Annotated in this window: 20 protein-coding genes; 11 read left to right on the plus strand and 9 right to left on the minus strand. The window is 72.1% G+C overall.

Annotated features, from left to right (window positions below; all coding sequences use genetic code 11):
* Positions 1–24 precede the first annotated feature (24 nt).
* Positions 25–681 (minus strand): Bax inhibitor-1/YccA family protein, encoded by a 657-nt coding sequence (locus ACQSSQ_RS20550; protein ID WP_431328996.1) that lies wholly within the window; start codon positions 679–681, stop codon positions 25–27.
* A gap of 240 nt (positions 682–921) precedes the next feature.
* On the opposite strand from ACQSSQ_RS20550, the gene ACQSSQ_RS20555 reads away from it, so the two are divergent.
* Both ACQSSQ_RS20555 and ACQSSQ_RS20560 read left to right on the plus strand, forming a co-directional pair.
* Positions 922–1,440 (plus strand): sigma-70 family RNA polymerase sigma factor, encoded by a 519-nt coding sequence (locus ACQSSQ_RS20555; RefSeq protein WP_431328997.1) that lies wholly within the window; start codon positions 922–924, stop codon positions 1,438–1,440.
* Positions 1,437–1,970 carry a universal stress protein gene (locus ACQSSQ_RS20560; RefSeq protein ID WP_431328998.1) on the plus strand — a complete coding sequence of 178 codons (534 nt, stop codon included), beginning with the start codon at positions 1,437–1,439 and terminating at the stop codon, positions 1,968–1,970. The genes ACQSSQ_RS20555 and ACQSSQ_RS20560 overlap by 4 nt, the downstream gene beginning before the upstream one ends.
* Here ACQSSQ_RS20560 and ACQSSQ_RS20565 read toward each other — a convergent pair.
* Positions 1,967–3,568 (minus strand): ABC-F family ATP-binding cassette domain-containing protein, encoded by a 1,602-nt coding sequence (locus tag ACQSSQ_RS20565; RefSeq protein ID WP_431328999.1) that lies wholly within the window; start codon positions 3,566–3,568, stop codon positions 1,967–1,969. The two genes, ACQSSQ_RS20560 and ACQSSQ_RS20565, sit on opposite strands and share 4 nt — an antisense overlap.
* Positions 3,569–3,975: 407 nt before the next feature.
* Between ACQSSQ_RS20565 and ACQSSQ_RS20570 the strand changes: the two genes are divergently transcribed.
* The 9 genes from ACQSSQ_RS20570 to ACQSSQ_RS20610 all read left to right on the plus strand — a co-directional run bounded on the left by ACQSSQ_RS20570 (position 3,976) and on the right by ACQSSQ_RS20610 (position 15,165).
* On the plus strand, positions 3,976–5,160 hold the full coding sequence (locus ACQSSQ_RS20570) for a low temperature requirement protein A (protein ID WP_431329000.1): 1,185 nt from the start codon (positions 3,976–3,978) through the stop codon (positions 5,158–5,160).
* A 129-nt stretch (positions 5,161–5,289) separates the two neighbouring features.
* Positions 5,290–6,171, plus strand: a complete 882-nt coding sequence (locus ACQSSQ_RS20575; RefSeq protein WP_431329001.1) for an SDR family NAD(P)-dependent oxidoreductase — start codon at positions 5,290–5,292, stop codon at positions 6,169–6,171.
* A gap of 11 nt (positions 6,172–6,182) precedes the next feature.
* Entirely contained in the window at positions 6,183–6,920 is a 738-nt protein-coding gene (locus tag ACQSSQ_RS20580; protein WP_431329002.1) for an SDR family oxidoreductase, read from the plus strand.
* Between the two features lie 123 nt (positions 6,921–7,043).
* Positions 7,044–7,721: a VOC family protein gene (locus ACQSSQ_RS20585; protein ID WP_431329003.1), complete on the plus strand. Its 678-nt coding sequence runs from the start codon at positions 7,044–7,046 to the stop codon at positions 7,719–7,721.
* Complete coding sequence (locus tag ACQSSQ_RS20590) at positions 7,718–9,082, plus strand: dihydrolipoyl dehydrogenase family protein (protein WP_431329004.1); 1,365 nt, start codon at positions 7,718–7,720, stop codon at positions 9,080–9,082. The genes ACQSSQ_RS20585 and ACQSSQ_RS20590 overlap by 4 nt, the downstream gene beginning before the upstream one ends.
* Positions 9,079–9,564 carry a nuclear transport factor 2 family protein gene (locus ACQSSQ_RS20595; RefSeq protein WP_431329005.1) on the plus strand — a complete coding sequence of 162 codons (486 nt, stop codon included), beginning with the start codon at positions 9,079–9,081 and terminating at the stop codon, positions 9,562–9,564. The genes ACQSSQ_RS20590 and ACQSSQ_RS20595 overlap by 4 nt, the downstream gene beginning before the upstream one ends.
* Before the next feature lie 196 nt (positions 9,565–9,760).
* A complete protein-coding gene (locus ACQSSQ_RS20600) occupies positions 9,761–10,603 on the plus strand; it encodes an alpha/beta fold hydrolase (protein WP_431329006.1) in 843 nt (280 codons plus the stop codon).
* A gap of 7 nt (positions 10,604–10,610) precedes the next feature.
* Positions 10,611–13,376: an ATP-binding protein gene (locus ACQSSQ_RS20605; protein ID WP_431329007.1), complete on the plus strand. Its 2,766-nt coding sequence runs from the start codon at positions 10,611–10,613 to the stop codon at positions 13,374–13,376.
* 142 nt (positions 13,377–13,518) lie between these two features.
* Positions 13,519–15,165 (plus strand): carboxylesterase/lipase family protein, encoded by a 1,647-nt coding sequence (locus ACQSSQ_RS20610; protein ID WP_431329008.1) that lies wholly within the window; start codon positions 13,519–13,521, stop codon positions 15,163–15,165.
* Positions 15,166–15,313: 148 nt separating this feature from the next.
* Here ACQSSQ_RS20610 and ACQSSQ_RS20615 read toward each other — a convergent pair whose 3' ends face one another.
* The 7 genes from ACQSSQ_RS20615 to ACQSSQ_RS20645 all read right to left on the minus strand — a co-directional run bounded on the left by ACQSSQ_RS20615 (position 15,314) and on the right by ACQSSQ_RS20645 (position 21,874).
* Positions 15,314–15,772: a pyridoxamine 5'-phosphate oxidase family protein gene (locus ACQSSQ_RS20615; RefSeq protein WP_431329009.1), complete on the minus strand. Its 459-nt coding sequence runs from the start codon at positions 15,770–15,772 to the stop codon at positions 15,314–15,316.
* A gap of 104 nt (positions 15,773–15,876) precedes the next feature.
* Positions 15,877–16,629 carry a sugar isomerase domain-containing protein gene (locus ACQSSQ_RS20620; RefSeq protein WP_431329010.1) on the minus strand — a complete coding sequence of 251 codons (753 nt, stop codon included), beginning with the start codon at positions 16,627–16,629 and terminating at the stop codon, positions 15,877–15,879.
* Positions 16,626–17,849, minus strand: coding sequence for a hypothetical protein (locus ACQSSQ_RS20625; protein ID WP_431329011.1), 1,224 nt, complete (start codon positions 17,847–17,849; stop codon positions 16,626–16,628). The genes ACQSSQ_RS20620 and ACQSSQ_RS20625 overlap by 4 nt, the downstream gene beginning before the upstream one ends.
* Positions 17,843–18,775 carry a BadF/BadG/BcrA/BcrD ATPase family protein gene (locus ACQSSQ_RS20630; RefSeq protein WP_431329012.1) on the minus strand — a complete coding sequence of 311 codons (933 nt, stop codon included), beginning with the start codon at positions 18,773–18,775 and terminating at the stop codon, positions 17,843–17,845. Before ACQSSQ_RS20630 ends, ACQSSQ_RS20625 begins: the two co-directional genes overlap by 7 nt.
* Complete coding sequence (locus tag ACQSSQ_RS20635) at positions 18,772–19,662, minus strand: carbohydrate ABC transporter permease (RefSeq protein WP_431329013.1); 891 nt, start codon at positions 19,660–19,662, stop codon at positions 18,772–18,774. The genes ACQSSQ_RS20630 and ACQSSQ_RS20635 overlap by 4 nt, the downstream gene beginning before the upstream one ends.
* Entirely contained in the window at positions 19,659–20,594 is a 936-nt protein-coding gene (locus ACQSSQ_RS20640) for a carbohydrate ABC transporter permease (RefSeq protein ID WP_431329014.1), read from the minus strand. The genes ACQSSQ_RS20635 and ACQSSQ_RS20640 overlap by 4 nt, the downstream gene beginning before the upstream one ends.
* Positions 20,591–21,874 carry an ABC transporter substrate-binding protein gene (locus tag ACQSSQ_RS20645; RefSeq protein ID WP_431329015.1) on the minus strand — a complete coding sequence of 428 codons (1,284 nt, stop codon included), beginning with the start codon at positions 21,872–21,874 and terminating at the stop codon, positions 20,591–20,593. The genes ACQSSQ_RS20640 and ACQSSQ_RS20645 overlap by 4 nt, the downstream gene beginning before the upstream one ends.
* Positions 21,875–21,901: the final 27 nt, after the last annotated feature.

Here is a 21,901-nt window from a genome sequence, read left to right on the forward strand (position 1 = left end):
GACGGGACGTCGCTGTCGTGGGCCTCAGTCGCCCCGGGAGAAGACCTGCTGGAAGAAGAGGAACACGTTGAGGATGTCGAGGAAGATGCTCGCCGCCATCAACGGTGCCGAGTCGACGTCGGTCGACCGGCTCAGGCGCTGGAAGTCGACGAGGGTGTACGCGGCGAAGACGACGAGCCCGACGACGGAGTAGACCAGCGTTCCGCCCGGGATAGTGACGAACACCAGGACGATGCCGAACCCGATGAGCCCGACGAGGGCCCACGACGACACCCGCGCGAGCCCGGACAGATCACGTCGTGTGGAGTAGCCGGCGACGCCGAAGCCGGCGATGAACAGCGCCGTCGCAGCCGCCGAGAGCCAGAGCGCCTGGGGATCGGTGCTGGCGTACGCCGCGAGCGTGGGGGCCGACCCCACGCCGAGGAGCAGGCCGACCGCCGCGAGAAGGACGACCGACAGGTCGGAGGACCGTCGTCGGGCGAACCCCATCCCGACGAGCGCGGCGAAGGCGCCCAGGAAGGCGACGAAGCCCCAGGCGCTCGGAAGGTCCTGTCCCCAGGAGGCGCCGAGGGCGAAGAGGGCGGCGGTGGCGGCGACGTAGCCCATCGTCCGCGCGAAGAGGGAACGTCCTCGGTCGCGGGCGAGATCGACGACGGGCGGAGTGAGCACTGAGTCGGACATGGTGGTCCGTCTCCTTTCCGGATCGGTGGTGGTGCCTCCACGGTGCGGCCGCGCCACCGTCGTCCGCGCCCGTCGGACGCCCTGGTCACCGACCCTGGTCACCGGCCCTGGTCCCCGACCCGGGCGCCAACCCCCGTGGCCACGACCAGGGTCCTCGACCGGTTCGGCGCAGCGGCACCCGCACGACCGTGGAGGAGAGCCGCACGGCGCGGCTCCCACCGCACACGGGAGGCACCCGCCATGTCCATGGAGACGATCATCCGCACGCACTCGGCGCAGGTGTACCGCCACGCCTACCGCCTGACCGGCAACCGGTCCGACGCCGAGGACCTCGCTCAGGAGTCGTTCGTGCGCGCCCTCCGCGCCATGCCCGACGGCACGTCCGACGGCACACCCCACAACCTCGACGCGTGGTTCTCGCGGGTCACGCGCAACCTCTTCCTCGACCAGGTCCGACGCAGCCGACGCATCGGCTTCGTGGCCCTGGCGGACCGTCCTGGGACCGAGCCGGTCGACACGCGACCAGGCCCGTCCGACGTCCTGGACGGGCGGGTCCTCGACGCCGACATCGAGGCCGCGCTGAGGTCGCTCAGCCCGGATCTCCGAGCTGCCGTCGTGCTGCGGGACCTGGACGGGCTCTCGTACGACGAGGTCGCCGCGGCCACCGGCGCAGGGCTCGGCACCGTCCGCAGCCGCATCCATCGCGCGCGTCGGCAGCTGCACGACGCGCTGGACCACCGCGCCCGCCCGGTCCGATGAGCGTCGACCGCTCGCGGCCCGATCCCCACGAGGAGCGCAACCCGTTGGCGCACCTCTCCTTCCGCGACCTGCAACCGCGGGAGGAGAGGTTGCGCCGGCGCCCGATCGTCGTCGGGATCGACGGGACGACCCACTCCGCGCTCGCGCTCCAATGGGCCACGATCCGGGCCTTCGCGGGTCGGACCTCGCTCCACGTCGTGCACGCGTACCGGTCGTCCGTCTCGTCCGACCCCTTCGGTGTCGTGTACTGGTGGGACCCGGCGCCCCTCGCGCTGGCCGAGCAGCTGGTCGCGAGGGCCGCCGCGCAGGCACGTGCGCTGGCCCCGACCCTGACGGTGACCACCGCGGTGCGGTCGACGACGGCGGCAGCCGCGCTCATCGCCGAGGGACGCGAGGCCGAGCTGATCGTCGTGGGCCGAAGCCGTACGAAGTGGTTCCGACCGCTCACGTGGTCGGTGAACGCCAAGGTCGCGAGGCACGCCCGTGGGCGCGTCGTGATCGTGGACGAGGGCGACGAGGTCCTGGTCTAAGAAGCCTCCCCCTCCTCCAGGACGCCGTCGCGGCCGAGCCGGAGCACCCGCGTCGGAGCGAGCCTCCGGACGAAGTCCTCGTCGTGACTGACGACGAGCAGCGCACCGCGGAACTCCGCCAGCGCCTCGACGAGGTGCGTGACGGTGCGGATGTCGAGGTTGTTGGTCGGCTCGTCGAGGATGAGCAGCTGAGGCGGCGGGTCCGCCAGCAGCAGCCTGGCGAGCGACACCCGGAACCGTTCGCCGCCCGACAGCGAGCGCACAGGGCGGTGCACGCTGTCCCCACGCAGGAGCAGCCGCCCGAGCTGGTTGCGGATCGTGGCCGGATCGGTGCCGGGCGCCGCTGCCCGGACGTTCTCGACGGCGTCCCGGTCGTCGTCGAGGTTCCCGAGCCGCTGCGGAAGGTAGCCGAACCGGTCGGTGAGAATCGTGCCGTACGGTTCGGTCGTCGACGCGGAGCCGCTCGTCATCTGCTCCAGCAGCGTCGTCTTCCCAACTCCGTTGGCTCCCGTGAGCACCACGCGCTCCGGACCCTGGATGACGAACGTCCGGCCGTCGCTGTGGAGCTCGGCGATCCGCCGGCCCTGCGGGACGTCGGGATCGGGGAGCTGCAGGCTGACGTGTGCGTCGTTGCGCACCCGTCCGGCCGCGGCGTCGAGCGCTCCTTGAGCACTCTTGAGCCGGTCGTCGAGCCCGGACCGCAGCTTGCCGGCCGAGTTCTGCGCGTCCGAGGCCCGCCCGTTCATGACGATCTTGGAGCCCTTCTTGTTCGCCTGGTTCGTCTGGGCGGTGCGGGCACGGCGAGCGAGCTTGATCTCGGCCTCGGCGCGCTGCCGCTTCTCGTGCTTGAGCGCCTGCTCCGCCGATCGCATGACCTGAGCCGCAGCGGCCTGCTGCTGGTCGAGGTGCGCCCGCCACTGGTCGTACGGCCCTCCGAAGACGGTGAGGGCGCCGGCGTGCAGCTCTGCGGTGCTGTCCATCTCGTCGAGGAGAGCCACGTCGTGGCTGACGACGACGAGCGTGCCCTTCCAGGTCCGCACCAGCTCCCGCAACCGGGCGCGAGCGTCCCGGTCGAGGTTGTTGGTGGGCTCGTCCAGCAGGGTGATCGGGGTCCGGCGAAGGTGCAGGCCGGTGATCGCCACCAGCATCGCCTCGCCTCCCGAGATCTCGTCGACACGACGGTCCAGCGAGACGTCTGGCAGGCCGATCTGCGCCAGCGCCTCCTCGGCGCTGCTCTCGACGTCCCACGCGTCGCCGACGACCTCGAAGTTGCGCTCGCTCGCGTCGCCGGACTCGATCGCGCGCACGGCTTCGAGCTGGCGCGAGATGCCGAGGAGGTCGGCGATCGTGGCGTCGTACTCGGTGACAAGGTTCTGAGGGAGGTAGGCGACGTCGTCGGAGACCGAGATCGTTCCGGAGGTCGGTTCGAGGATGCCGGCGACGAGCCGCAGGAGCGTGGACTTGCCTGCGCCGTTGTCGCCGACCAGGCCGGTACGCCCGGCGCCGAAGGTGGCGGTGAGCCCGGACAGGACGACAGAGCCGTCAGGCCATTCGAACCCGACGTTGTTCAGGGTGATGGGAGCGGAGTGGGGGGACATGGTTGCCTCTCGGGACGCTGATGGACAGGACGACGCCGGGCGCGGCGGCGATCGTCCACACGGCGTGCGCGTGAGGCGTGAGGCGGTGCAGGGGTGAGGGGCGTCCGGGAAGGACATCGGGCTCCATGGCTTCGGCGTTGAGCGCCGAACTCAGAGCCACGCGGGCAGGGTTCAGCGCTGGGACAGCGACGCGAAACCGGTGATGCCCGTCAAAATGCCACCTCGTGGTCGGGAATGCCTCGACCAGTATGCCGCCGCGCACCGGCGTGCCCAAGCGGATTCGGCCGCTCCACGTCGACACCGGTGGCCCTCGTCGTACGACCGGTGGCTCGGCCCGTGCCTCTGCCGGGGGCGACCAGCGCGTCCCGCCGACACGCTGGCAGCGAGTCCGCACGGGAGGAAGAACGATGGTCGGCCACGGGAAGGTGCATGCACCGCCGCTCCGGACGCGGCCGCCGGTCGCGACGGTCGCCGGGGACCGCGTCACGATGTTCGAGATCTTCTTCGACCTCGTCTTCGTGTTCGCGATCTCGCAGGTCGTGACCTTCGTCGACCACGCGGCGTCGCCGTTGCGCTTCGTCGACGGGCTCGTCCTGCTGCTGCTCCTGTGGTGGGCCTGGTCGGCGTTCGCCTGGCTCGGCAACCAGGTGCGGGTGGACCGGGGCTACCTCCGCGTCGGCATGCTCGTGGCGATGGCGGGGTTGTTCCTCGCGGCCGTCGTGATGCCCGACGCGTGGAGCGCCGGCGCAGGCGCTCAGCGGTCGTCGTTGGTCCTCGCGCTGGTCTTCACCGGGGTCCGGCTCACCTACGCGATCATGGGGATCGCCTCCGCGGGCGGCCGACGCCTGCGGACCCAGCTGACGATCGACCTCATCCCGCAGAGCGTCTCGGGGGTTCTGCTCGTGGTCGGCGGAGCGCTGGGAGGTGCCTCGCAGACGGTGCTCTGGGCGACGGCGTTCGTCGTGGACTTCGCCGGTGGCCGCATCGCGTCGCGCTACCGAGGGTGGAGCCTGCGAAGCCTCGAGCACTTCGTCGAGCGGCACGGGCTCGTGCTGATCATCGTCCTGGGCGAGCCGCTGGTCACGACCGGCGTCGAGGCAGGGCCGTACGACCCGCTTCTGCCGCTGCTGACACGGTCCTTCCTGGTGTTCGTCGCGGCGGTCGCGCTGTGGTCGCTCTACTTCCACGATCTCGCCCCTCGTGCCGCCCGTGCCCTCGCCGCGTCCGGCCCGTCGCGTTCCTCGCTCGCGCGCGACGCGTACACGTTCGTCCACTTCCCCCTGGTCGTGGGTGTCGTGGCGCTGGCGCTCGGGACGAAGCAGCTGCTCCAGGAGCCGGCGACGCCCCCGGAGTCGGCCGCGGTCGCGCTCTGCGGCGGTGCCGCGCTCTTCCTGGCCGCGCTGGAGCTCTTCCGCTGGGTGGTGCTGCGGACGTGGCGCCGCTCGTCCGCCGTGCTGGTCCTCGTGCTCGGTGCGGTCCTGGGCCTGGCACGGGACTGCCCCACGGTCGTGGTCATGGTCCTGGTGGTCGCGGTCCTCGTGACCGCCGCCCTCGTCGACCTCGGGAGGGCTCGGAGGCCGTCCGGGCCGTGACCACGCCCGTGGTGGTCCCGGGTGGGACCCGTGGCGGACCCGGGCGCGAGCGGGCCCACCGGGCGGCAGCGTGGTCCGAGGACGTCGGCGCCGCAGGGGTGCCGTCGGACCTGTCCGAGGAGGACGCCGATGAATGACTCAGCAGACCTGGTGACGACGCCGACGCGCGTGTGGTTGGTGACGGGAAGCTCGCGAGGGTTCGGCCGCGAGATCGTGGTCGCCGCCCTCGAAGCCGGCGACCGTGTGGTCGCGACCGCGCGTGACGTCGATGCCCTGGAACCGATCGTCGCCCGGTTCGGCACCGACCGCGTGCACGCCGTCGCGCTGGACGTCACCGACGCCGAGGCCGCGTCCCAGGTCGTCGAAGGCGCCGTCGAGCGCTTCGGAGGCATCGACGTCCTCGTCAACAACGCCGGCTACGCCAACAGTGCTCCCATCGAGGAGATGACCCCGGCCGACTTCCGCGCCCAGGTCGAGACGAACCTGTTCGGGGTCGTCAACCTCACCCGTGCCGTGCTCCCGGTGATGCGGTCGCGACGCTCCGGTCTCGTCGTGCAGTTCTCCTCCGTCGGGGGACGCGTGGGCGGCACGCCCGGGATGGGTGCCTACCAGACCGCGAAGTTCGCCGTCGAAGGGTTCTCCGAGGTCCTGGCCAACGAGGTACGCCCGTTCGGCGTGCGCGTGCTCATCGTCGAGCCCGGCGCCTTCCGCACCGAGTGGCAGGGGTCGTCGATGCAGATGCGTCCGGTCGGCCCGGACTACGAGACGACGGTCGGGGCGATCCACGACTTCCGGCGGACCAGCCAGGGCAACCAGCCCGGCGATCCCGCTCGTGCCGCCCGGCTCCTCGTCGATCTCGCCGGACGCGACGACCTCCCGCTGCGCCTCCCGCTGGGCGCAGCGGCCGTGGAGCAGATCCTCGCCAACGAGCAGCGGCGCCTGACCGAGACCACGGAGTGGGCGGACCTGAGCCGCCTCGCGGACTTCCCGACCACGACCGTCGACGCGTGAGGAGCGAGCCGATGTCCGAGCAGACGATCGCGCTGGTCACCGGCGCCAACAAGGGCGTCGGGCTGGCCACGGTGCGGCAGCTGGCCGAGCGGGGGATGACGGTCCTTCTCGGAAGCCGCAGCACCGAGCGCGGCGTACGAGCCGTGGCCGACCTGGCCTCTGACGGCGTCGTGGTGCAGCACGTCCCCCTCGACGTCACCGACGATGCTTCGGTCGACGCCGCTGCGGAGTCGATCCACCGCGACCACGGCCGCCTCGACGTCCTGGTCAACAACGCCGGAGTCCTGGTGCGCAGACCCGCGGTCGAGGTCACGGCTGACGATCTGAGGCTCGAGTTCGAGACCAACGTCTTCGGCCTCGTGCGGGTCGTCCACGCGATGCTGCCGCTTCTGCGCCGGTCCCCTGCTGCACGGGTCGTCAACGTCTCGAGCGACTCGTCGACGTTCACGAACTCCAGCCGAGCCGGCTCGATGTTCGCCAGGTCGCACGAGTCGTTCGCGTACTCGGCGACGAAGGCCGCGGTCAACATGCTGACCGTCAAGTACGCGAACGCCTTCCGCGACGACCCCGCCCTCGCGCACATCCTCGTCAACGCGGTCACGCCCGGCTACGTCGCCACGGATCTCAACGACTTCCGGGGCACACGAACGCCGGAGGAAGGCGCACGGGCCGCCGTGCACTGGGCCACGGTCGGTCCGGACGGACCCACCGGTGGCCTCTACGACGAGGACGGCCCCGTGCCGTGGTGACCGTGGGCACGGCGAGCCCGTGACGACCGGGGGGTCGACCAGGGGCGAGCACGGGCGTAACGGCTCCCGCCGCGCGGCATCGTCGAAGCAGAGCACGACAACCGACCCAGGAAGGAACCAGACATGAGCGTTCAGACCGAACGAGACCAGGCCGCAGAGCAGAGCACGGCGGCCACGGAGAGCACGTCGACCACGATGAAGATCGAGGTCGTCGTCCTGCCCGTCGCCGACGTCGACCGGGCGAAGGCCTTCTACGAGGGTCTCGGATGGCGGCTCGACATCGACCTGTCGCCGGAGCCGGCGTTCCGCGTCGTCGAGTTCACGCCCCCCGGATCGCCGACCGCGATCATCTTCGGCACCGGGGTCACCGACGCGGTTCCCGGCTCCACCAGGGACCTCATGGTCGTCGTCTCCGACATCGAGGCGGCTCGGGCGGACCTCGTCGAGCGCGGGATCACCGTCAGCGAGGTCTTCCACGACGCCGGCGGCGTCTTCCACCACGCCGGCACCGAGAAGCGGGTGCCCGGCCTGGCGCCGGAGCGACGGTCGTACGGGTCCTTCGTGTCCTTCGCCGATCCCGACGGCAACACGTGGATCGTGCAGGAGGTCACCCAGCGCATCCCCGGCCGGACCGTGTGGACCACGTTCGACGACGCGGCCGCGCTGGCGCAGGCGCTGCGTCGCGCCGCCGCCGCGCACGGCGAGCACGAGGCGCGTACCGGCAAGGAGGACCCGGAGTGGCCCGACTGGTACGCCGACTACATGGTGCGCGAGCAGGCCGGCCAGGAGCTCCCCGCATGACTCCTGAGCTCGACGTGATCGTCCTGGGCGGCGGCGCTGCCGGTGAGCACTGCGCCGCCGCCCTGGCCGGGAACGGGTTGCGCGTCGCTCTCGTCGAGCGCGACCTCGTCGGCGGCGAGTGCTCCTACTGGGGGTGCATCCCGTCCAAGACGCTGCTCCGCCCCGGACAGGCCGTCGCGGCGGCGCGCGATGCGGCCGGCCGCGGCGTCGTCGACGTGCCCGCCGCGCTGCGCTGGCGCGACGAGATGGTCTCGGGCCACTCCGACGCGGGCCAGGAACGCTGGCTCGCCGACGCGGGGATCATGCTCCTGCGCGGCACCGGGACGCTCGTCGCACCGGGTGTCGTGGACGTCGACGGCGTCCGCCACCGAGCGCAGCACGTCGTGGTGGCCACCGGGTCGGAGGCCGTCGTGCCTCCCGTCCCGGGACTTCGTGAGCTCGACGGCGTCTGGACGAACCGCGAGATCACCGCGATGACCGTGGTCCCTCGTCACCTTCTGATCCTCGGCGCCGGGCCGGTCGGCGTCGAGATGGCGCAGGCGGCCCATGCGCTGGGCGCCGACGTCACGCTCGTCGACGGCGGCGACCGCGTGATCTCGCGGGAGCCCGCACCCCTCGGCGAGGGCCTCGGCGAGGCGCTGCGTCGGACCGGGGTCGAGCTCGTGCTCGGAGCCGAGGTGCGCGCGGCCCGCCGTGACGACGCCGGCTTCGTCCTCGACCTCGCCGACGGCCGCGCGCTGCGAGGGGACCGCCTGCTCGTCGCGACCGGCAGGCGCGCACGCACCGCCGGGATCGGCCTCGAGTCGGTGGGGGTCGAGCCCGGACCGCACGGCATCGCCGTCGACGAGCACCTGCGCGCGGGCGACCGTCTGTGGGCGGTCGGCGACGTCACCGGGATCTGGCCTCTGACCCACGTGGGCAAGTACCAGGCCGACGTCGTCGCCGACACCATCTCGGGCAGACCCCGAGCCGCCTCGTACGACGCCGTCCCGCGGGTCGTCTACACCGACCCGCAGGCAGCAGCCGTCGGCGTCGGCGCCGACACCTTCGCCGCGACAGCGCGGCTGCGCGAGGTCGCAAAGACCGCGACGTACACGCAGGCGTACGCCGACGACCCGGGCTTCCTCACCCTCCTCAGCGACGGCGAGCGCCTCACCGGCGCGTACGCCCTCGGGCCGGAGGCCGGCGAGTGGCTGCAGCAGGCGACGCTCGCGATCCGAGCCCGCGTGCCGCTCGCCGTGCTGCGCGACACCATCCAGCCCTTCCCGACGTTCTCCGAGATCTACGTCCCGGCGCTCGAGCGGCTCTGCGACGAGATCGCCGCGGCGCGACCGGCGCTCCTCAGGGAGGACTGTGCATGACGCCCGTTCCTCCCCTCCCGGCCGGCGGCGACCCCTCCCCCGGGCTCACCGACCTCGACCGGCTCTGCGCGGTCCAGGAGCTCCGTCTGCTCAAGGCGCGCTTCTGCCGCTACGTCGGGGCGCGGGCCTGGCGCGACCTGGAGCGGCTGTTCACGCCCCAGGGTCAGGCACGCGTCTACGACACCGACGGCCGCCTGGTCCTCTTCGCCGACGGCGCCGAGATCGCCCCGACGCTCGAGGCCCGGATCGGCCGCGCCCAGACCGTGCTCCACGCGTACACCGACGAGCTCACGATCACCTCTCCGACCAGCGCCGACGGCCTGTGGGCGATGGAGGACCGCATCGTCTTCCCCGGTGACGAGGACGACCCGCCCCGCTGGATGCACGGGTACGGCCACTTCCACGAGACGTACGAGCGCCACGGCAGCCGGTGGCTCATCCGCTCGCTCGAGCTCACCCGCGTCCGCGTCGACCACGGGTAGCGGCGCCGTGCCGACTGCGGTGGTCCGCTGCCAGAATCTGACCGTGGACCACCGCACTCGTAGGGAGGCACGCGGGCGCACCCGTGCACGGGCCAGGGACTCCGACGGGCGCGGCGGACGGTGCTGGAGCCGGAGGCTGGAGCCAGAACCTGGCGCGGGACCACCGCGCCGTCCTCCACACGAGAGCGAGCCAACCATGGGCAAGGTCATCGTCGGGCGCGAGAACAGCACCGACATCGAGATCCACTACGAGGACCACGGCACCGGACGCCCGGTCGTCCTGATCCACGGCTATCCGCTGAGCGGCAGCTCGTGGGAGCGCCAGGAGCGCGCCCTGCTCGCCGCGGGCTACCGGTGCATCACGTACGACCGCCGCGGGTTCGGTGCGTCGTCCCAGCCGACGACGGGGTACGACTACGACACGTTCGCCGCCGACCTGAAGGCGGTGCTCGACCACCTCGCCCTCGAGGAGGACGTCGCCCTCGTCGGCTTCTCGATGGGAACCGGCGAGGTCACGCGCTACCTCGGGACCTACGGGTCGGAGGGCGTCGACCGTGCCGTCCTGCTCGGCGCGATCCCGCCCTTCCTCCTGCAGACCGACGACAACCCGAAGGGCGTGCCGGGCTCGGTCTTCGAGGACATCAAGGACGCCGTGGTCGCCGACCGCTACGCGTACTTCGACGACTTCTTCGCGAACTTCTTCAACACCGACGTCCTGGCACCGGAGCGGATCGGCGACGCGGCGCTCAGGGCGGCGTTCCAGGTCGCGGCCGGCTCGTCGTCGTACGCCTCGTACGCGTGCGTGGACACCTGGCTGACGGACTTCCGGGCCGACCTGCCCAAGATCGACGTGCCGATGCTCGTCGTCCACGGCGGAGCCGACCGGATCCTCCCGTTCGAGTCGACAGCCGGCCGGCTGCGCGACGAGGGGCTGATCGCCGACCTGCGGGTCGTCGAGATCGAGGACGGTCCCCACAACATCGGCTGGACGTTCCCCGACGAGGTCAACGCCGCCCTGCTCGACTTCCTCGGGAGGTGACGGGTCTGTGAGCCAGCCGGCCCTGCTCGGGCGACGCCGGGAGTGCGAGCTCCTCGACCGCGTGGTCTCGAGCCTGCGCGGCGGCCAGAGCCGTGCTCTGGTCGTCCGCGGAGAGCCAGGGGTCGGCAAGAGCGCCCTCCTCGACTACCTGGGCGCGACGGCGTCGGGGTGCCAGGTCGTCCGGGCGACCGGCGTCGAGTCGGAGATGGAGCTGGCGTACGCCGGGCTGCACCAGCTGTGCGCGCCGTACCTCGGCCGCCTCGACGACCTCCCTGCTCCGCAGGCCGACGCCCTGGGGGTGGCGTTCGGCCTGCGGAGCGGGGAGGTTCCCGACCGGTTCCTCGTCGGCCTGGCCGTCCTCGGCCTGGTGTCCGGCGGCGCGGCAGAGAAGCCGCTGGTCTGGCTGGTCGACGACGCCCAGTGGCTCGACCGGGCGACGGCGCAGACGCTGGCGTTCGTCGCCCGGCGGCTCGCCGCCGAGGCGGTCGGCCTGGTGTTCGCGGTGCGTGATGACGACGGCGACGACCCGCTCGCCGGTCTCGAGGAGCTGCGGCTGGGCGGGCTCGACGACGCGAGCTCGCGGGAGCTGCTCGACACCGTCATCACCGGCTCTCTGGACGAGCGGGTCCGCGACCGCATCGTGGCCGAGACCGGAGGCAACCCGCTCGCTCTGCTGGAGCTGCACCGGGGGCTGACCACCGCCGAGATCGCCGGCGGCTTCGGCGTCGCCGGAGCACCGCGGCTGTCCGGGCAGATCGAGGAGAGCTTCGCCCGGCGCGTCGCTGCCCTCCCCCCTCCGTCGCAGCTGCTGCTGCTCGTCGCCGCGGCCGAACCGGTCGGCGACCCGGTCCTGATCCTCCAGGCCGCGGCGCAGCTCGCCGTCGATGCCGCGGCCCTCGGTCCGGCGACCGACGCGGGACTCGTCGAGTTCGGCGGTCGGATCCAGTTCCGGCACCCGCTCGTCCGGTCGGCGGTCTACGGCTCCGGGAGCGACGAGGATCGACGCCGGGTCCACCGCGCGCTCGCCGAGGCGACCGACCGCGAGGCCGATCCCGACCGGCGCGCATGGCACCTCGCCGCCGCGGCGAGCGGGCTCGACGAGACGGTCGCCGCAGACCTCGAGCGCTCCGCCGAGCGCGCCCGCAGTCGCGGCGGGATCGCCGCAGGAGCCGCGTTCCACGAGCGCGCGGCCGCTCTCACCCCCGACCCGTCGGAACGGGCGCGGCGCACGTTGGTCGCGGCGGAGGACAAGTTCCGCGCCGGGCTCCCTCAGGACGCGCTGCGGCTGCTGACCATCGCCGAGTCGGGTCCGCTGGACGACCACGAGCGCGCCCGAGGCGACCTCGTCCGCGCGCACGTCTCGTACGCCACCGCGCGGGGCCGGGACTCGCCGGCGCTCTTCCTCCGGGCTGCGCGACGCCTCGCGCCGTACGACCAGGGCGCGGCGCGCGACACGTACCTCGAAGCGTTCCTGGCGGCGCTCTCCGCCGGACGGATGGCCCACGACGGCGGGATCGTCGAGGTCGCGGAGGACGTGCTGTCCGCCGAGCGGGCAGGCGCGCTGGCGCGTCCCGCGCGGCCGGCGGACCACCTTCTCCACGGCCTCGCCGTGCTCGTCACCGGCGGCTATGCCCAGGGAGCGCCGCTTCTGCGCGACGCCCTGGACGCGCTGCGCAAGGAGGTGGCGTCGGACGACGACCCGTTGCGCTGGCTGTGGCTCGGGTGCCTCGTCGCCCGGGTGGTCGCCGACGACGCCGCGTTCGAGGAGCTGGCCGACCTGCAGGTCCGCCTGGCCCGTCGCGCGGGTGCCGTCTCGCTCCTCCCGGTCGCGCTCTCCGAGCTGACGACGGCCGCCCTCCTCCGCGGCGACGTCGTGTCGGCGTCGACCGCCGCCGCCGAGACCGGGTCCGTCATGCTGGCGACGGGCGGCCCGGTGAGCCTTGAGCGCGCAGGCTGGCTCGCGGCGTTCCGCGGCGATGCCGAGGAGACCGCGCACGTGATCGACTCCCGCCGCGAAGGGGTCACCCGCCGCGGCGAGGGCCAGTGGTTCATCGCCACCGAGTGGATGAGCGCGATGGTCTTCAACGCCCTCGGCCGCTACGAGGAGGCGCTGGCGACGACCGAGGGGTCCGCGGGACACCCGTACGACGTCGGCATCGCGAGCTGGTACCTGCCCGAGCACGTCGAGGCTGCCGTCCGCAGCGGACGGCCTGAGCGTGCGACGGCGTCGGCGCAGCGCCTCACTGCGATCGCGGAGGCGTGCGGGACCGACTGGGCGCTCGGTCTCGCAGCTCGGAGCCGGGCCCTGCTCAGCGACGGCGACGAGGCGGAGGAGCTCTACCGCGAGGCGCTCGACCATCTCGGGCGGACTCGGATCCGCACGGCGGAGGCTCGGGCGTACCTGCTGTACGGCGAGTGGCTGCGTCGCGATAACCGCCGCGAGGACGCACGGGGGCGCCTGCGCACCGCGTACGAGATGTTCACCGCGATGGGCAACGACGCCTTCGCCGAGCGCGCACGCCGCGAGCTGTTCGCGACCGGGGAGCGCGTACGCCGGCGCAGCGTCGACACCGTCGACGAGCTCACCGCGCAGGAACGTCAGATCGCCGAGCTGGCGGCCGAGGGACAGACGAACGCCGAGATCGGCACGGCGCTGTTCCTGAGCCCGCGAACGGTGGAGTGGCACCTGCGGAAGGTCTTCGCGAAGCTCGGCCTCACCTCCCGCAAGCAGCTCCGCGACGCCGTCCGTGGCGGCGACCCGACGCCGACGTAGGACCGCCCGCCGGCCCGCGCGGGCGGCCGGCCCGCGTCCCCTGGCCCGTGTCCCCGGGCCCGGACCCGTGGCTTCCCCGGGGGCGAGAGAGCGCCGGGAGCGACGACGGTGGACACACCGAGTCCACCGAAGGAGCAGGAACATGCCACACACCGAGGAACCACTGACGAAGAAGGGGCAGCGCACCGGCGTACGAGCCTGGGCGCTGATCCTCATCCTGGTCGGCGTCGTCGTCGGGTTCTGCGTCGACACCGTCGTCCCAGGTCCCGCGCACGGATCCACCAGCACGACCCACGCGGCGCCGGTGGTGAGGGTCGACGGCGGCGCGGTCCGCGGCACCGCGCACGACGGCGTCGAGGAGTTCCGTGGGGTGCCGTACGCCGCCCCGCCGCTGGGTGCCCTCCGCTGGCGCGCGCCGCGGACGGTCGCGCCGTGGCACGGCGTCCGCGACGCGACGACGTTCCCGCCGGTCTGCCCGCAGGCCCCGCCGAGCCCGAACGGCCAGAGCGAGGACTGCCTCTACGTCAACGTCACCGCTCCGACGGGGTCAGCGCGTCCCCACGGCGCCCGTCCCGTCCTCGTGTGGCTGCACGGCGGGGGCTACTCCTCCGGCGAGGGCGCGGACTACGACCCGACGAAGCTCGCGGCCGAGGGGACGGTCGTCGTGACGATCAACTACCGCCTCGGGCTCCTCGGCTTCCTCGCGCACCCCGCCCTCGCCGAGCACCGCGGCGGAGCGTCGGGCAACTACGGGCTCATGGACCAGCAGGCGGCGCTGCGCTGGGTCCGCCACAACATCGCGCAGTTCGGCGGTGACCCCCGCAACGTCACGATCGCCGGCCAGTCGGCCGGTGGCCTGTCGGTGCTCAACCAGCTCGCCTCCCCCGGCGCCCGTGGCCTCTTCCAGCGGGCGATCGTCGAGAGCGGCTCGTTCGCCCCGAAGCAGCGCACGCTCAAGGACGGCGAGGCCGAGGGCAAGGTCCTCGCGGCCGCCGCGGGTTGCCCGGACCAGACCGCGAGTTGCCTGCGGGCCCTCCCGCTCTCGGCGCTGCTGGCGCAGGGGACGGGCTCCTTCACGCCCGGGATCGTCGACGGGAAGGTGATCCGCGAGTCGGTCGGGACGGCGATCGCGTCCGGCCGGTTCAACCACGTGCCGATCCTGAACGGCGTCAACCACGAGGAGGAGCGGATCTTCACCAACATCGGCCTCAACGTCGCCAACGGCGCCACCATCGCCCTGCCGGGGCCGATCACCGCCGACACCTACCAGGACGTGATCGCGACGACGCTCGCCCTCACGCCCAACCCGTCGAAGAAGGTCGTGGCGGAGTACCCGCTCGGCGCCTACGGGTCGCCGGCGCTGGCGTTCAGCGCACTCAGCTCCGACGCGAACTTCTCGTGCCCGACGCTCGCGCTCGACCAGGCGGCGGCCAGGCACGTCCCGACGTACGGCTACGAGTTCAACGACGACACGGCGCCCGAGCGCTACGTCGACGACGCGCTCGGCCCGCCGTACGTCGCGACGCACCAGACCGAGCTGCAGTACCTCTTCGGCCTGCCGAACGCGAAGCCGGCGACGCTGTCGGCGGACCAGGAGGCGCTCTCCACGACGATGAGGGCGGCGTGGGCGCAGTTCGCCGCGACCGGCTCGCCGTCCACGCGGACCACGCCCTGGCCGCGGTTCGACGCACACCGGCAGCAGATGCTGTCGCTGGTCGCTCCGACGCCGTACGTCGACCGCACGTTCGCCGCACGCCACCACTGTGGGTTCTGGACCTCCCTCGACTGACACGCTCACGAGGGATGAAGGACGAGAGGCGCCGTCACGGGGGTCGGCGCCTCTCGTTCGTGCGCGCGGCCCGACCCCCGCCGACGTTGGTGGCTGAGTGGTCACGCGGCGGCGGACGGTGACCACTCAGCCACCAACGCGCGACGGCTCAGACCGGCGGCGCGCCCGCTCCGTGTACGACGATGCCCGAGACGGTCTCCGGGTCGAGCCGGAGCGTGTGGTCGCGCCACCCGTCGACCCACGGACGCAGCGCTTGTGCCGCCCACGCGGACGCTGTCTCGTACGGGTCGGTCACCGGGACCAGCCGGCCCGTCACGAGCACCGACCATGCCTCACGAGTCTCGGTGTCGAACTGGTCGACCTGGAAGGACGTCGGCCCGTCCGGCCTGGTCGCGAGCTCCGAGTACGGCGACGTGCGGACGAAGACGCGCCCGCGCCGCACGGCGTACGCGACCGGATACACGCGGATCGTGCCGCCGGCGAGGAACGCGAGCCGGCCGACCTCGGCCTGCCCGATCCGCCGCCAGCACGCTGCCTCGTCGATCAGCTCGCTCGCAGGCCCGAGGACCCACGCCTCACCGGGTGCCTTCCTCGCCTCCGCGCTCATCGCCTGCCCCCTCCATCGACTGCCTTGTCCCTCAGCGTGAACGGGGGCGGACGCCGCTGCCAGTGACCAAGGTCCTTCGTCAGCCCGACAACTGAGCGCCGCGCTCAGGGTTCGATCGGTCGCACCCGCGCCCCGTACGCCTCGTACAGGCGCGCGTTGTGCGCGTCACCAGCAGGAAGGTTGGCGCTCAGGTGGACCGGCAGCGGCTCGTCGGCTGCGATGAGGCGGCGACAGACCAGCTCGGTCAACAGCTGGGCGATGAGCACACCGGTGAGCGACGAGACCGCTCCGATGGCGACTCCGGGCGCGATCTCCACAGCGGCGTCGCCCTGGGGAGCGCAGTTGTCGATCACAACGTCGGCGAGATCGACGAGGCGCTTGCCCGAGGCATCCCGCGACGCGGTCGAGCCGGTGTGCGCGAGGGAGGTGATCGCGATGACGGGATGCCCGTTGTCTCGCGCGAGCTGTGCCATCTCGACGATCGCGGCGTTGATGCCCGAGTTGGAGACGATGACGAAGACGTCCTCGGCGCACGGCGCGGCGAGCTCGTAGACGCGCGCCGCGATGCCGGGCTCACGCTCGAAGGTGGGATCGAGGATGAGGGCCGGGTCGGTGCCGCCGAACATCACCAGGTCCTTGACCGCGAGCATGCCCACGGGAGCGAGACCACCCGCCCGGCCTGCGAGCTCCAACGTCACGATCCGGGAGTGGCCGGTGCCGAACGCCTGCACCACTCCCCCGCTCCCGAGCGCTGCGACGACGAGGTCCGCGGCACGCTCGAGGGCGTCGAGCTGGGTGGACACGACCGCGTCGACGCTGTGCCGGGCAACCGCCGCGTACGAGGGAAGGGGGGTCATCGCAGGATCTCCTTTGCAAGGGTGACGGCGGTGTCCGCGAGCTTTTTGCCGCTGCCGGACGTGACCGGGCTGGCGAGGACCTCGTAGCAGGGGCCGGCGTCGTGGGTCGGGAGGTAGCCCAGGTAGCCGTTCGTGTAGCCGAGCACGATCGCGGCGCTGGAAGCCGCGAGCCTCGCGCGGATCTCCTCACCGAGCGCGAGGAACAGCTCGCCCGGTACGGCCACGAGGAGGACCGGGCCGAGCCGTACGACCTCGAGGTCCACCGCGTACGGAGCCGTGCGCGCGTCCGCGGCGAGTCCGGCGGCGATCACAGCGCCCTGACGCAGGACGCTCTCGCTCCGCGTCTCGGCGTCGCTGTGCTCGCCGGTGAGGAGTCTCGGCAGGTCGGCCAGCTCGCCCGGGGTCTTGGGCAACAGGTCGACGCGGCGCCGGATCGGTGGCGCCAGCACGCCCTCGTCCACGCCCTCGGCCTCGACCGTGAGCGGCAGGAGCGCGTCGGCGACGAGCTGACCGAGCCTGGCGATCTCGCCACTGCTGCGGGCGGTCCTCGTGTGACGCGTGCTGACGTCCCCGGCGGCACCGGTCGCCGAGACGACCCAGGCGTTGGTACGCGCGGCGAGCGCGCGACGGATGCCGCCGACGAGGTCGGCGCTCACGGCGTTGTTGTCGGCGCCGAACACCGTCGGATGAACCGGCGTCACGGTGAGGAGTCCGCGGATGCCGCCCTCGGCAGCGAACGCGACGGCATCGACGGGAAGGACCGCCTGCTCCGACGGCGGCGCGTTGCGGGGACCGGCGAGGCCGCCGACCAGCGCCCGAACCGGGTGCACGCTGCAGGCCTCCTCCTGGGCGACGGCCCTCTCGATCGCCGCGACGCACGCCCGGACCACGCGTGCGGCCACCGGCTCGGGGGTCGCGGCCCCGCCTGGATGGCAACCGGCCTCCGGACTCGCGTGGGTGTGGGTGGCCGACACCCAGCAGCTGTCGACGCCGAGGCGGTCGCCGACGGTGTCGCGGACCTGGGCGACGAGGTCGGTGTTGACGCAGATGAGGTCGACCGTGACGAGGACGAAGCGGTGCACGCCGTCGGTGAGGCTGATGGCGTGCGCCTCGAGAGGGTCGAGCGTGCCGTCGACTCCGCTCGGCCGGTCCGCGTACCCGCCCATCGGCTCGCCCTGCTCGACGGTGACTCGTTCGGCGCCGTGGCCGATGCTCAGCACTCTTCGGTGTCCTTCCAGCTCTCGAGAATCGCGTGGTACGTGGGATGCGGCGAATGCGCGAGCGCGACGCCGCCGTCAAGGGACCCGCCACGGGGTCGTACGACCTCCCACCCCGACGACGTCAAGCGGGCGCGGAAGGCCTGCAGGAGGATCGTGCCGCTGTCGAGGAGACGCCCGGCGTAGCTGGCGATCCGTTCGTGGTCGGCGAGCTTCGCGCGCTCGCCGGCCGCCTCCACCGACCGCGCGAGGTCGTCGGCGGCGGCGAGGCAGATCTCGCGCGCGACCGGGTCCCCACGGTCCGCGTCCGCGACGACGGCAGCGGCGAATGCGGCCGTCCGCGCCACGGGCGAGGCGTCTCGGTAGAAGTCCTGGACGTCGTGGAGGCCCGCTCCGCCGAGCTCCTCGACGAACGCCTCGGACAGCCGCGTCGCCGGCCCCGCGCCGTCGAGCGCCGCGGCCGCTGCCTGCAGCCCGCGCTGCCCGATCGCGTACGCGCTCCCGCGGTCGCCGATGATCGGCCCCCAGCCGTCGATCCGGCCGGTGCGCTGTGATCCGCTGAGGGCCAGCACCGTGACTCCGGTGCCGACGCACGCGACCGCGCCCGCCCCTCCGAGGGCGCCGGCGTGCGCGATCACGACGTCCTCGACCAGGAGGGCAGGAGCCCCGAGGACGTCCTCGATTCCTTGGCGCACCCGTTGCCGCATGCGCGCGTCGCCGGGTACGCCGGTCAGGCCGGCGCAGACGCCGGCGATGGCCGTGGGCAGGTCGAGGGGGCGTACGGCCTCGCCGACTGCCGTCACGATCGACGCCACGTCGTCGCGCCCGTAGGCGAATCCGGGTCCCTCGCCGTACAGCCGGCCGTCCGGGCTCTGCACGAGCACGCGCAGGCCGGACTTCCCGCCGTCGATGCCGACATAGGTGCTCACTTGCTGATTCCCGCCGTCAGGCCCGCGACGATCTGCTTGGTCGCCAGCGTGAACACGATCGCGAGCGGCAGCAGGGCGATGACGAGCCCGGCGAACAACGTGCCGCGGTCGGCGGAGAACTCGCCGAAGAACCGCGTCAGTCCGACCGGGACCGTGTACTTCTCGTCGCTGCGCAGGAGGACGAGGGGATAGAAGAAGTCGTTCCACGTGGGAGCGAACTGGAAGACGGTGACCACCGCGATCGCCGGGCGTACCAGCGGAAGCACGATCGAGACGAAGATCCGGCCCTCGTGCGCACCGTCGATCTTCGCCGCCTCTTCCAGCTCGAGCGGGAGGCTGCGCATGAAGGCCATGATGACGAACACCGAGAACGGGATCCCGCTGGCGGCGTAGAGGAGCACGAGACCGATGCGGCTGTCGATCAGGCCGAACGACTGGAACATGTAGAAGACCGGGAGGAGGCCGAGCTTCGCGGGGACCATGATCCCCGCGAGGAAGAACGCCGCGAGCACCGCCCGGCCGCGGAAGTCCCATCGCGAGAGGGCGTACGCCACCATCACCGAGACGATGACGCAGAGTGCGACCGACGCGACGGTGATCACGAGGGAGTTGACGAAGTACGTCGACATCGACGCCGTCTGCCAGGCCCTGGTGTAGTTCGAGAGGTCGAGCGAGGTCGGGAGACCGACCGGGTCACGCAGGAGGTCCGCGTTCGGCCGGAGCGAGCCGATCACGACGAGGACCAGCGGCCCGAACGCGATCGCCGCGTAGAGCCACAGGACGAGCTGGACCCCCGCCTTGCGTGCCGTCCGCCGTCGCCGCCGCGGCCGCTGCGGCGTCGGCGGTGTCGCAGCCCGCGCGACCCGAGGTGCTGTCGCGGTCGTCATCGGTCGGCCTCCTTGCGTCGCAGGACTCGTTCGAGCCCGATCGCGATCCCGAAGATCAGCACGAAGATCAGCACCGCCAGTGCCGACGACTCACCGATCGCGTTCGTCCCGCCTTCGAACGCCGTGCGGTAGAAGAGCAGGCCGAGCACGTCCATCGACCCTGCGGGTCCCCCGCCGGAGCCCCCGAGGGCGTACGGCAGGTCGAAGATGTTGAAGCACCCGATGAACGTGAGGACCGTGATCACGCCGACCGCCGGCATCAGCAGCGGCAGCCGGACGCTCCAGAAGGTGCGCGCCGCCGACGCGCCGTCGAGGGACGCCGCCTCCTCGAGCTCGCGCGGGATCCCGCCGAGCGCCGCGCCGAAGATGAGCACGGGCCCGCCCACCCACTGCCAGGCGTTCACGAGCACGAGGACCGGGAGGGCCGTGCCGGGTTCACCGAGCCACGGTCGCGCCCACGACTCGAGACCGACCCCCTCGAGGATCGCGTTGATCGGACCGAACGTGGGACTGAGGAGCAGCGACCACAGGTAGCCGACGATCAGCGGGCTGATGAGGAACGGCATCGAGAACAGCGTCTGGAAGAGGCGCTTGCCCCACGGGTTGCGGAAGAGCAGGAGCGCCAGGCCGAGTCCGATCGTGTTCTGGATGAGCATCGTGCCCAGGAAGAACACGACGTTGTGCCACAGCGCCGTGGCGATCTGCTCATTGACCGGGTAGCGCGTGAGGATCTCGCGGTAGTTGTCGACTCCGACGAAGCCGCTCGGCTGCGTGCCGTTCCAGGTGAACAGGCCGTACACGAAGGCCGTGACGAGCGGAGCGACGACGAACACCGTGTAGAGGGCGAACGCCGGCGTGCAGAACACGAGGATCCACCCCCGTGACGTCCGCGTCGCGCGGCGTCGGCGCCGCTCCGCTGTCGGGGTGCTCACGGCTGGGGCTTGAACCACTGGTCGACGCCCTGCTGGATCGACGCGGCCGCCTGCTCAGGCGTGGCCTTGCCGAGGATCACCTTCGAGAACTCCGCCGAGGCCAGGTCCCACGCCGTCGGCGTGCCACCGGAGAAGTAGGCGTACGTCAGGTACGGGCTCGGGTTCGCGCGGTACGTCTCCAGCGCCTCGGCCAGGAGCTCGTCGTTCGGCTCGACGCCGGGCACCGGGGAGATCTGCTGGAGCTCCTCGGAGAATGCCTGTCCGAAGTCCTCGGACGCCATCCACGTGACGAGGTCGACTGCGGCCTCCTGGTGCGTGGACTTCTCCGAGACGCCGAACGAGCCATCGACGTAGCCCGGGACCAGGGTCTCCTGGACGGCGGCACCCGGAGCCGGGGGTGCGTTGAAGATGCCCAGCTCGAGATCCGGGTTCGCCTTCTTGAATCCGGCGAGCTCCCAGACGCCGCCGGGGAACATCGCTGCCTGTCCGGAGCTGAACAGCGCCTGCGCGTCGGTGTAGCTCATGCCCGACGACTTGGGGGCCCAGTAGTCGCTGGTGCCCTTCCAGGTCTCGACGGAGTCGACCCACGCGGGGTCGGTGAACGAGGCCTCGCCCGTGAGCATCTTGGCGAGGAAGTCGGCGCCCCCGTACGTGGTCGCGCCGAAGATCTCCTGCTCGATGGGCAGCATCCAGGTGTCGGTGACCGTGTTGGCGAGCGGGACGACCTCGGCCTGCTGGAAGGTCTTGAACGCAGCTTCCATGTCGGCCCACGTCGTGGGCTCCTCGAGGTCGTGCTCTGCGAACAGCTCCTTGTTGTAGATCACGTGCAGCGTCTGGAGCGCGAACGGGACGCCGTAGACCGTGTCGTCACCCTCGCCACGTGCGCCGTCGAGAACCTCGTCGGGGAAGTCGGCGAGCGCCGGCACCTCGTCGGTCAGCGGGACGAGGCTCTTCGCGGCGACGAGCGGCTGGAGAAGCCCGTACGACCGCAGCTGCGCCACGTCGGGGCCGTTCGCGTCGGTGAGCCCTGTCTTCAGGATGGTGTCGTACTCGGTGTTCTTGTACGGGACGTACTCGACCGTCACGCCGGGATGGTCCTTCTCGTAGATCGCGAAGATCTTCTTGTACGCCGCCGCGTCCTCCTGGCGCCATCCCCAGACCTTGAGGGTCACGGAGTCGCTGTCGTCCTGCGCGTCGTCGTCGGAGCTGCTCGGAACGCAGCCGGCGACGACGAGCATCGTCGCGGCCAGCGTGGCGATTCCCCGCCAGTTCTTGGTCATTTTTCCTCCAGATCACCTACGTCGGTG

Origin of the sequence: Mumia spirodelae (assembly GCF_050632745.1) — a bacterium.
Classification (GTDB): Bacteria; Actinomycetota; Actinomycetes; order Propionibacteriales; family Nocardioidaceae; genus Mumia.

What these genes read in the sequence shown, in the direction of transcription:
- ACQSSQ_RS20565 (WP_431328999.1), bottom strand. Translation starts at nt 3,568, where the DNA reads ATGTCCCCCCACTCCGCTCCCATCACCCTGAACAACGTCGGGTTCGAA.
- ACQSSQ_RS20590 (WP_431329004.1), top strand. Translation starts at nt 7,718, where the DNA reads ATGACTCCTGAGCTCGACGTGATCGTCCTGGGCGGCGGCGCTGCCGGT.
- ACQSSQ_RS20600 (WP_431329006.1), top strand. Translation starts at nt 9,761, where the DNA reads ATGGGCAAGGTCATCGTCGGGCGCGAGAACAGCACCGACATCGAGATC.
- ACQSSQ_RS20645 (WP_431329015.1), bottom strand. Translation starts at nt 21,874, where the DNA reads ATGACCAAGAACTGGCGGGGAATCGCCACGCTGGCCGCGACGATGCTC.
- ACQSSQ_RS20595 (WP_431329005.1), top strand. Translation starts at nt 9,079, where the DNA reads ATGACGCCCGTTCCTCCCCTCCCGGCCGGCGGCGACCCCTCCCCCGGG.
- ACQSSQ_RS20560 (WP_431328998.1), top strand. Translation starts at nt 1,437, where the DNA reads ATGAGCGTCGACCGCTCGCGGCCCGATCCCCACGAGGAGCGCAACCCG.
- ACQSSQ_RS20620 (WP_431329010.1), bottom strand. Translation starts at nt 16,629, where the DNA reads ATGACCCCCCTTCCCTCGTACGCGGCGGTTGCCCGGCACAGCGTCGAC.
- ACQSSQ_RS20610 (WP_431329008.1), top strand. Translation starts at nt 13,519, where the DNA reads ATGCCACACACCGAGGAACCACTGACGAAGAAGGGGCAGCGCACCGGC.
- ACQSSQ_RS20575 (WP_431329001.1), top strand. Translation starts at nt 5,290, where the DNA reads ATGAATGACTCAGCAGACCTGGTGACGACGCCGACGCGCGTGTGGTTG.
- ACQSSQ_RS20585 (WP_431329003.1), top strand. Translation starts at nt 7,044, where the DNA reads ATGAGCGTTCAGACCGAACGAGACCAGGCCGCAGAGCAGAGCACGGCG.
- ACQSSQ_RS20550 (WP_431328996.1), bottom strand. Translation starts at nt 681, where the DNA reads ATGTCCGACTCAGTGCTCACTCCGCCCGTCGTCGATCTCGCCCGCGAC.
- ACQSSQ_RS20555 (WP_431328997.1), top strand. Translation starts at nt 922, where the DNA reads ATGTCCATGGAGACGATCATCCGCACGCACTCGGCGCAGGTGTACCGC.
- ACQSSQ_RS20570 (WP_431329000.1), top strand. Translation starts at nt 3,976, where the DNA reads ATGGTCGGCCACGGGAAGGTGCATGCACCGCCGCTCCGGACGCGGCCG.
- ACQSSQ_RS20635 (WP_431329013.1), bottom strand. Translation starts at nt 19,662, where the DNA reads ATGACGACCGCGACAGCACCTCGGGTCGCGCGGGCTGCGACACCGCCG.
- ACQSSQ_RS20580 (WP_431329002.1), top strand. Translation starts at nt 6,183, where the DNA reads ATGTCCGAGCAGACGATCGCGCTGGTCACCGGCGCCAACAAGGGCGTC.
- ACQSSQ_RS20615 (WP_431329009.1), bottom strand. Translation starts at nt 15,772, where the DNA reads ATGAGCGCGGAGGCGAGGAAGGCACCCGGTGAGGCGTGGGTCCTCGGG.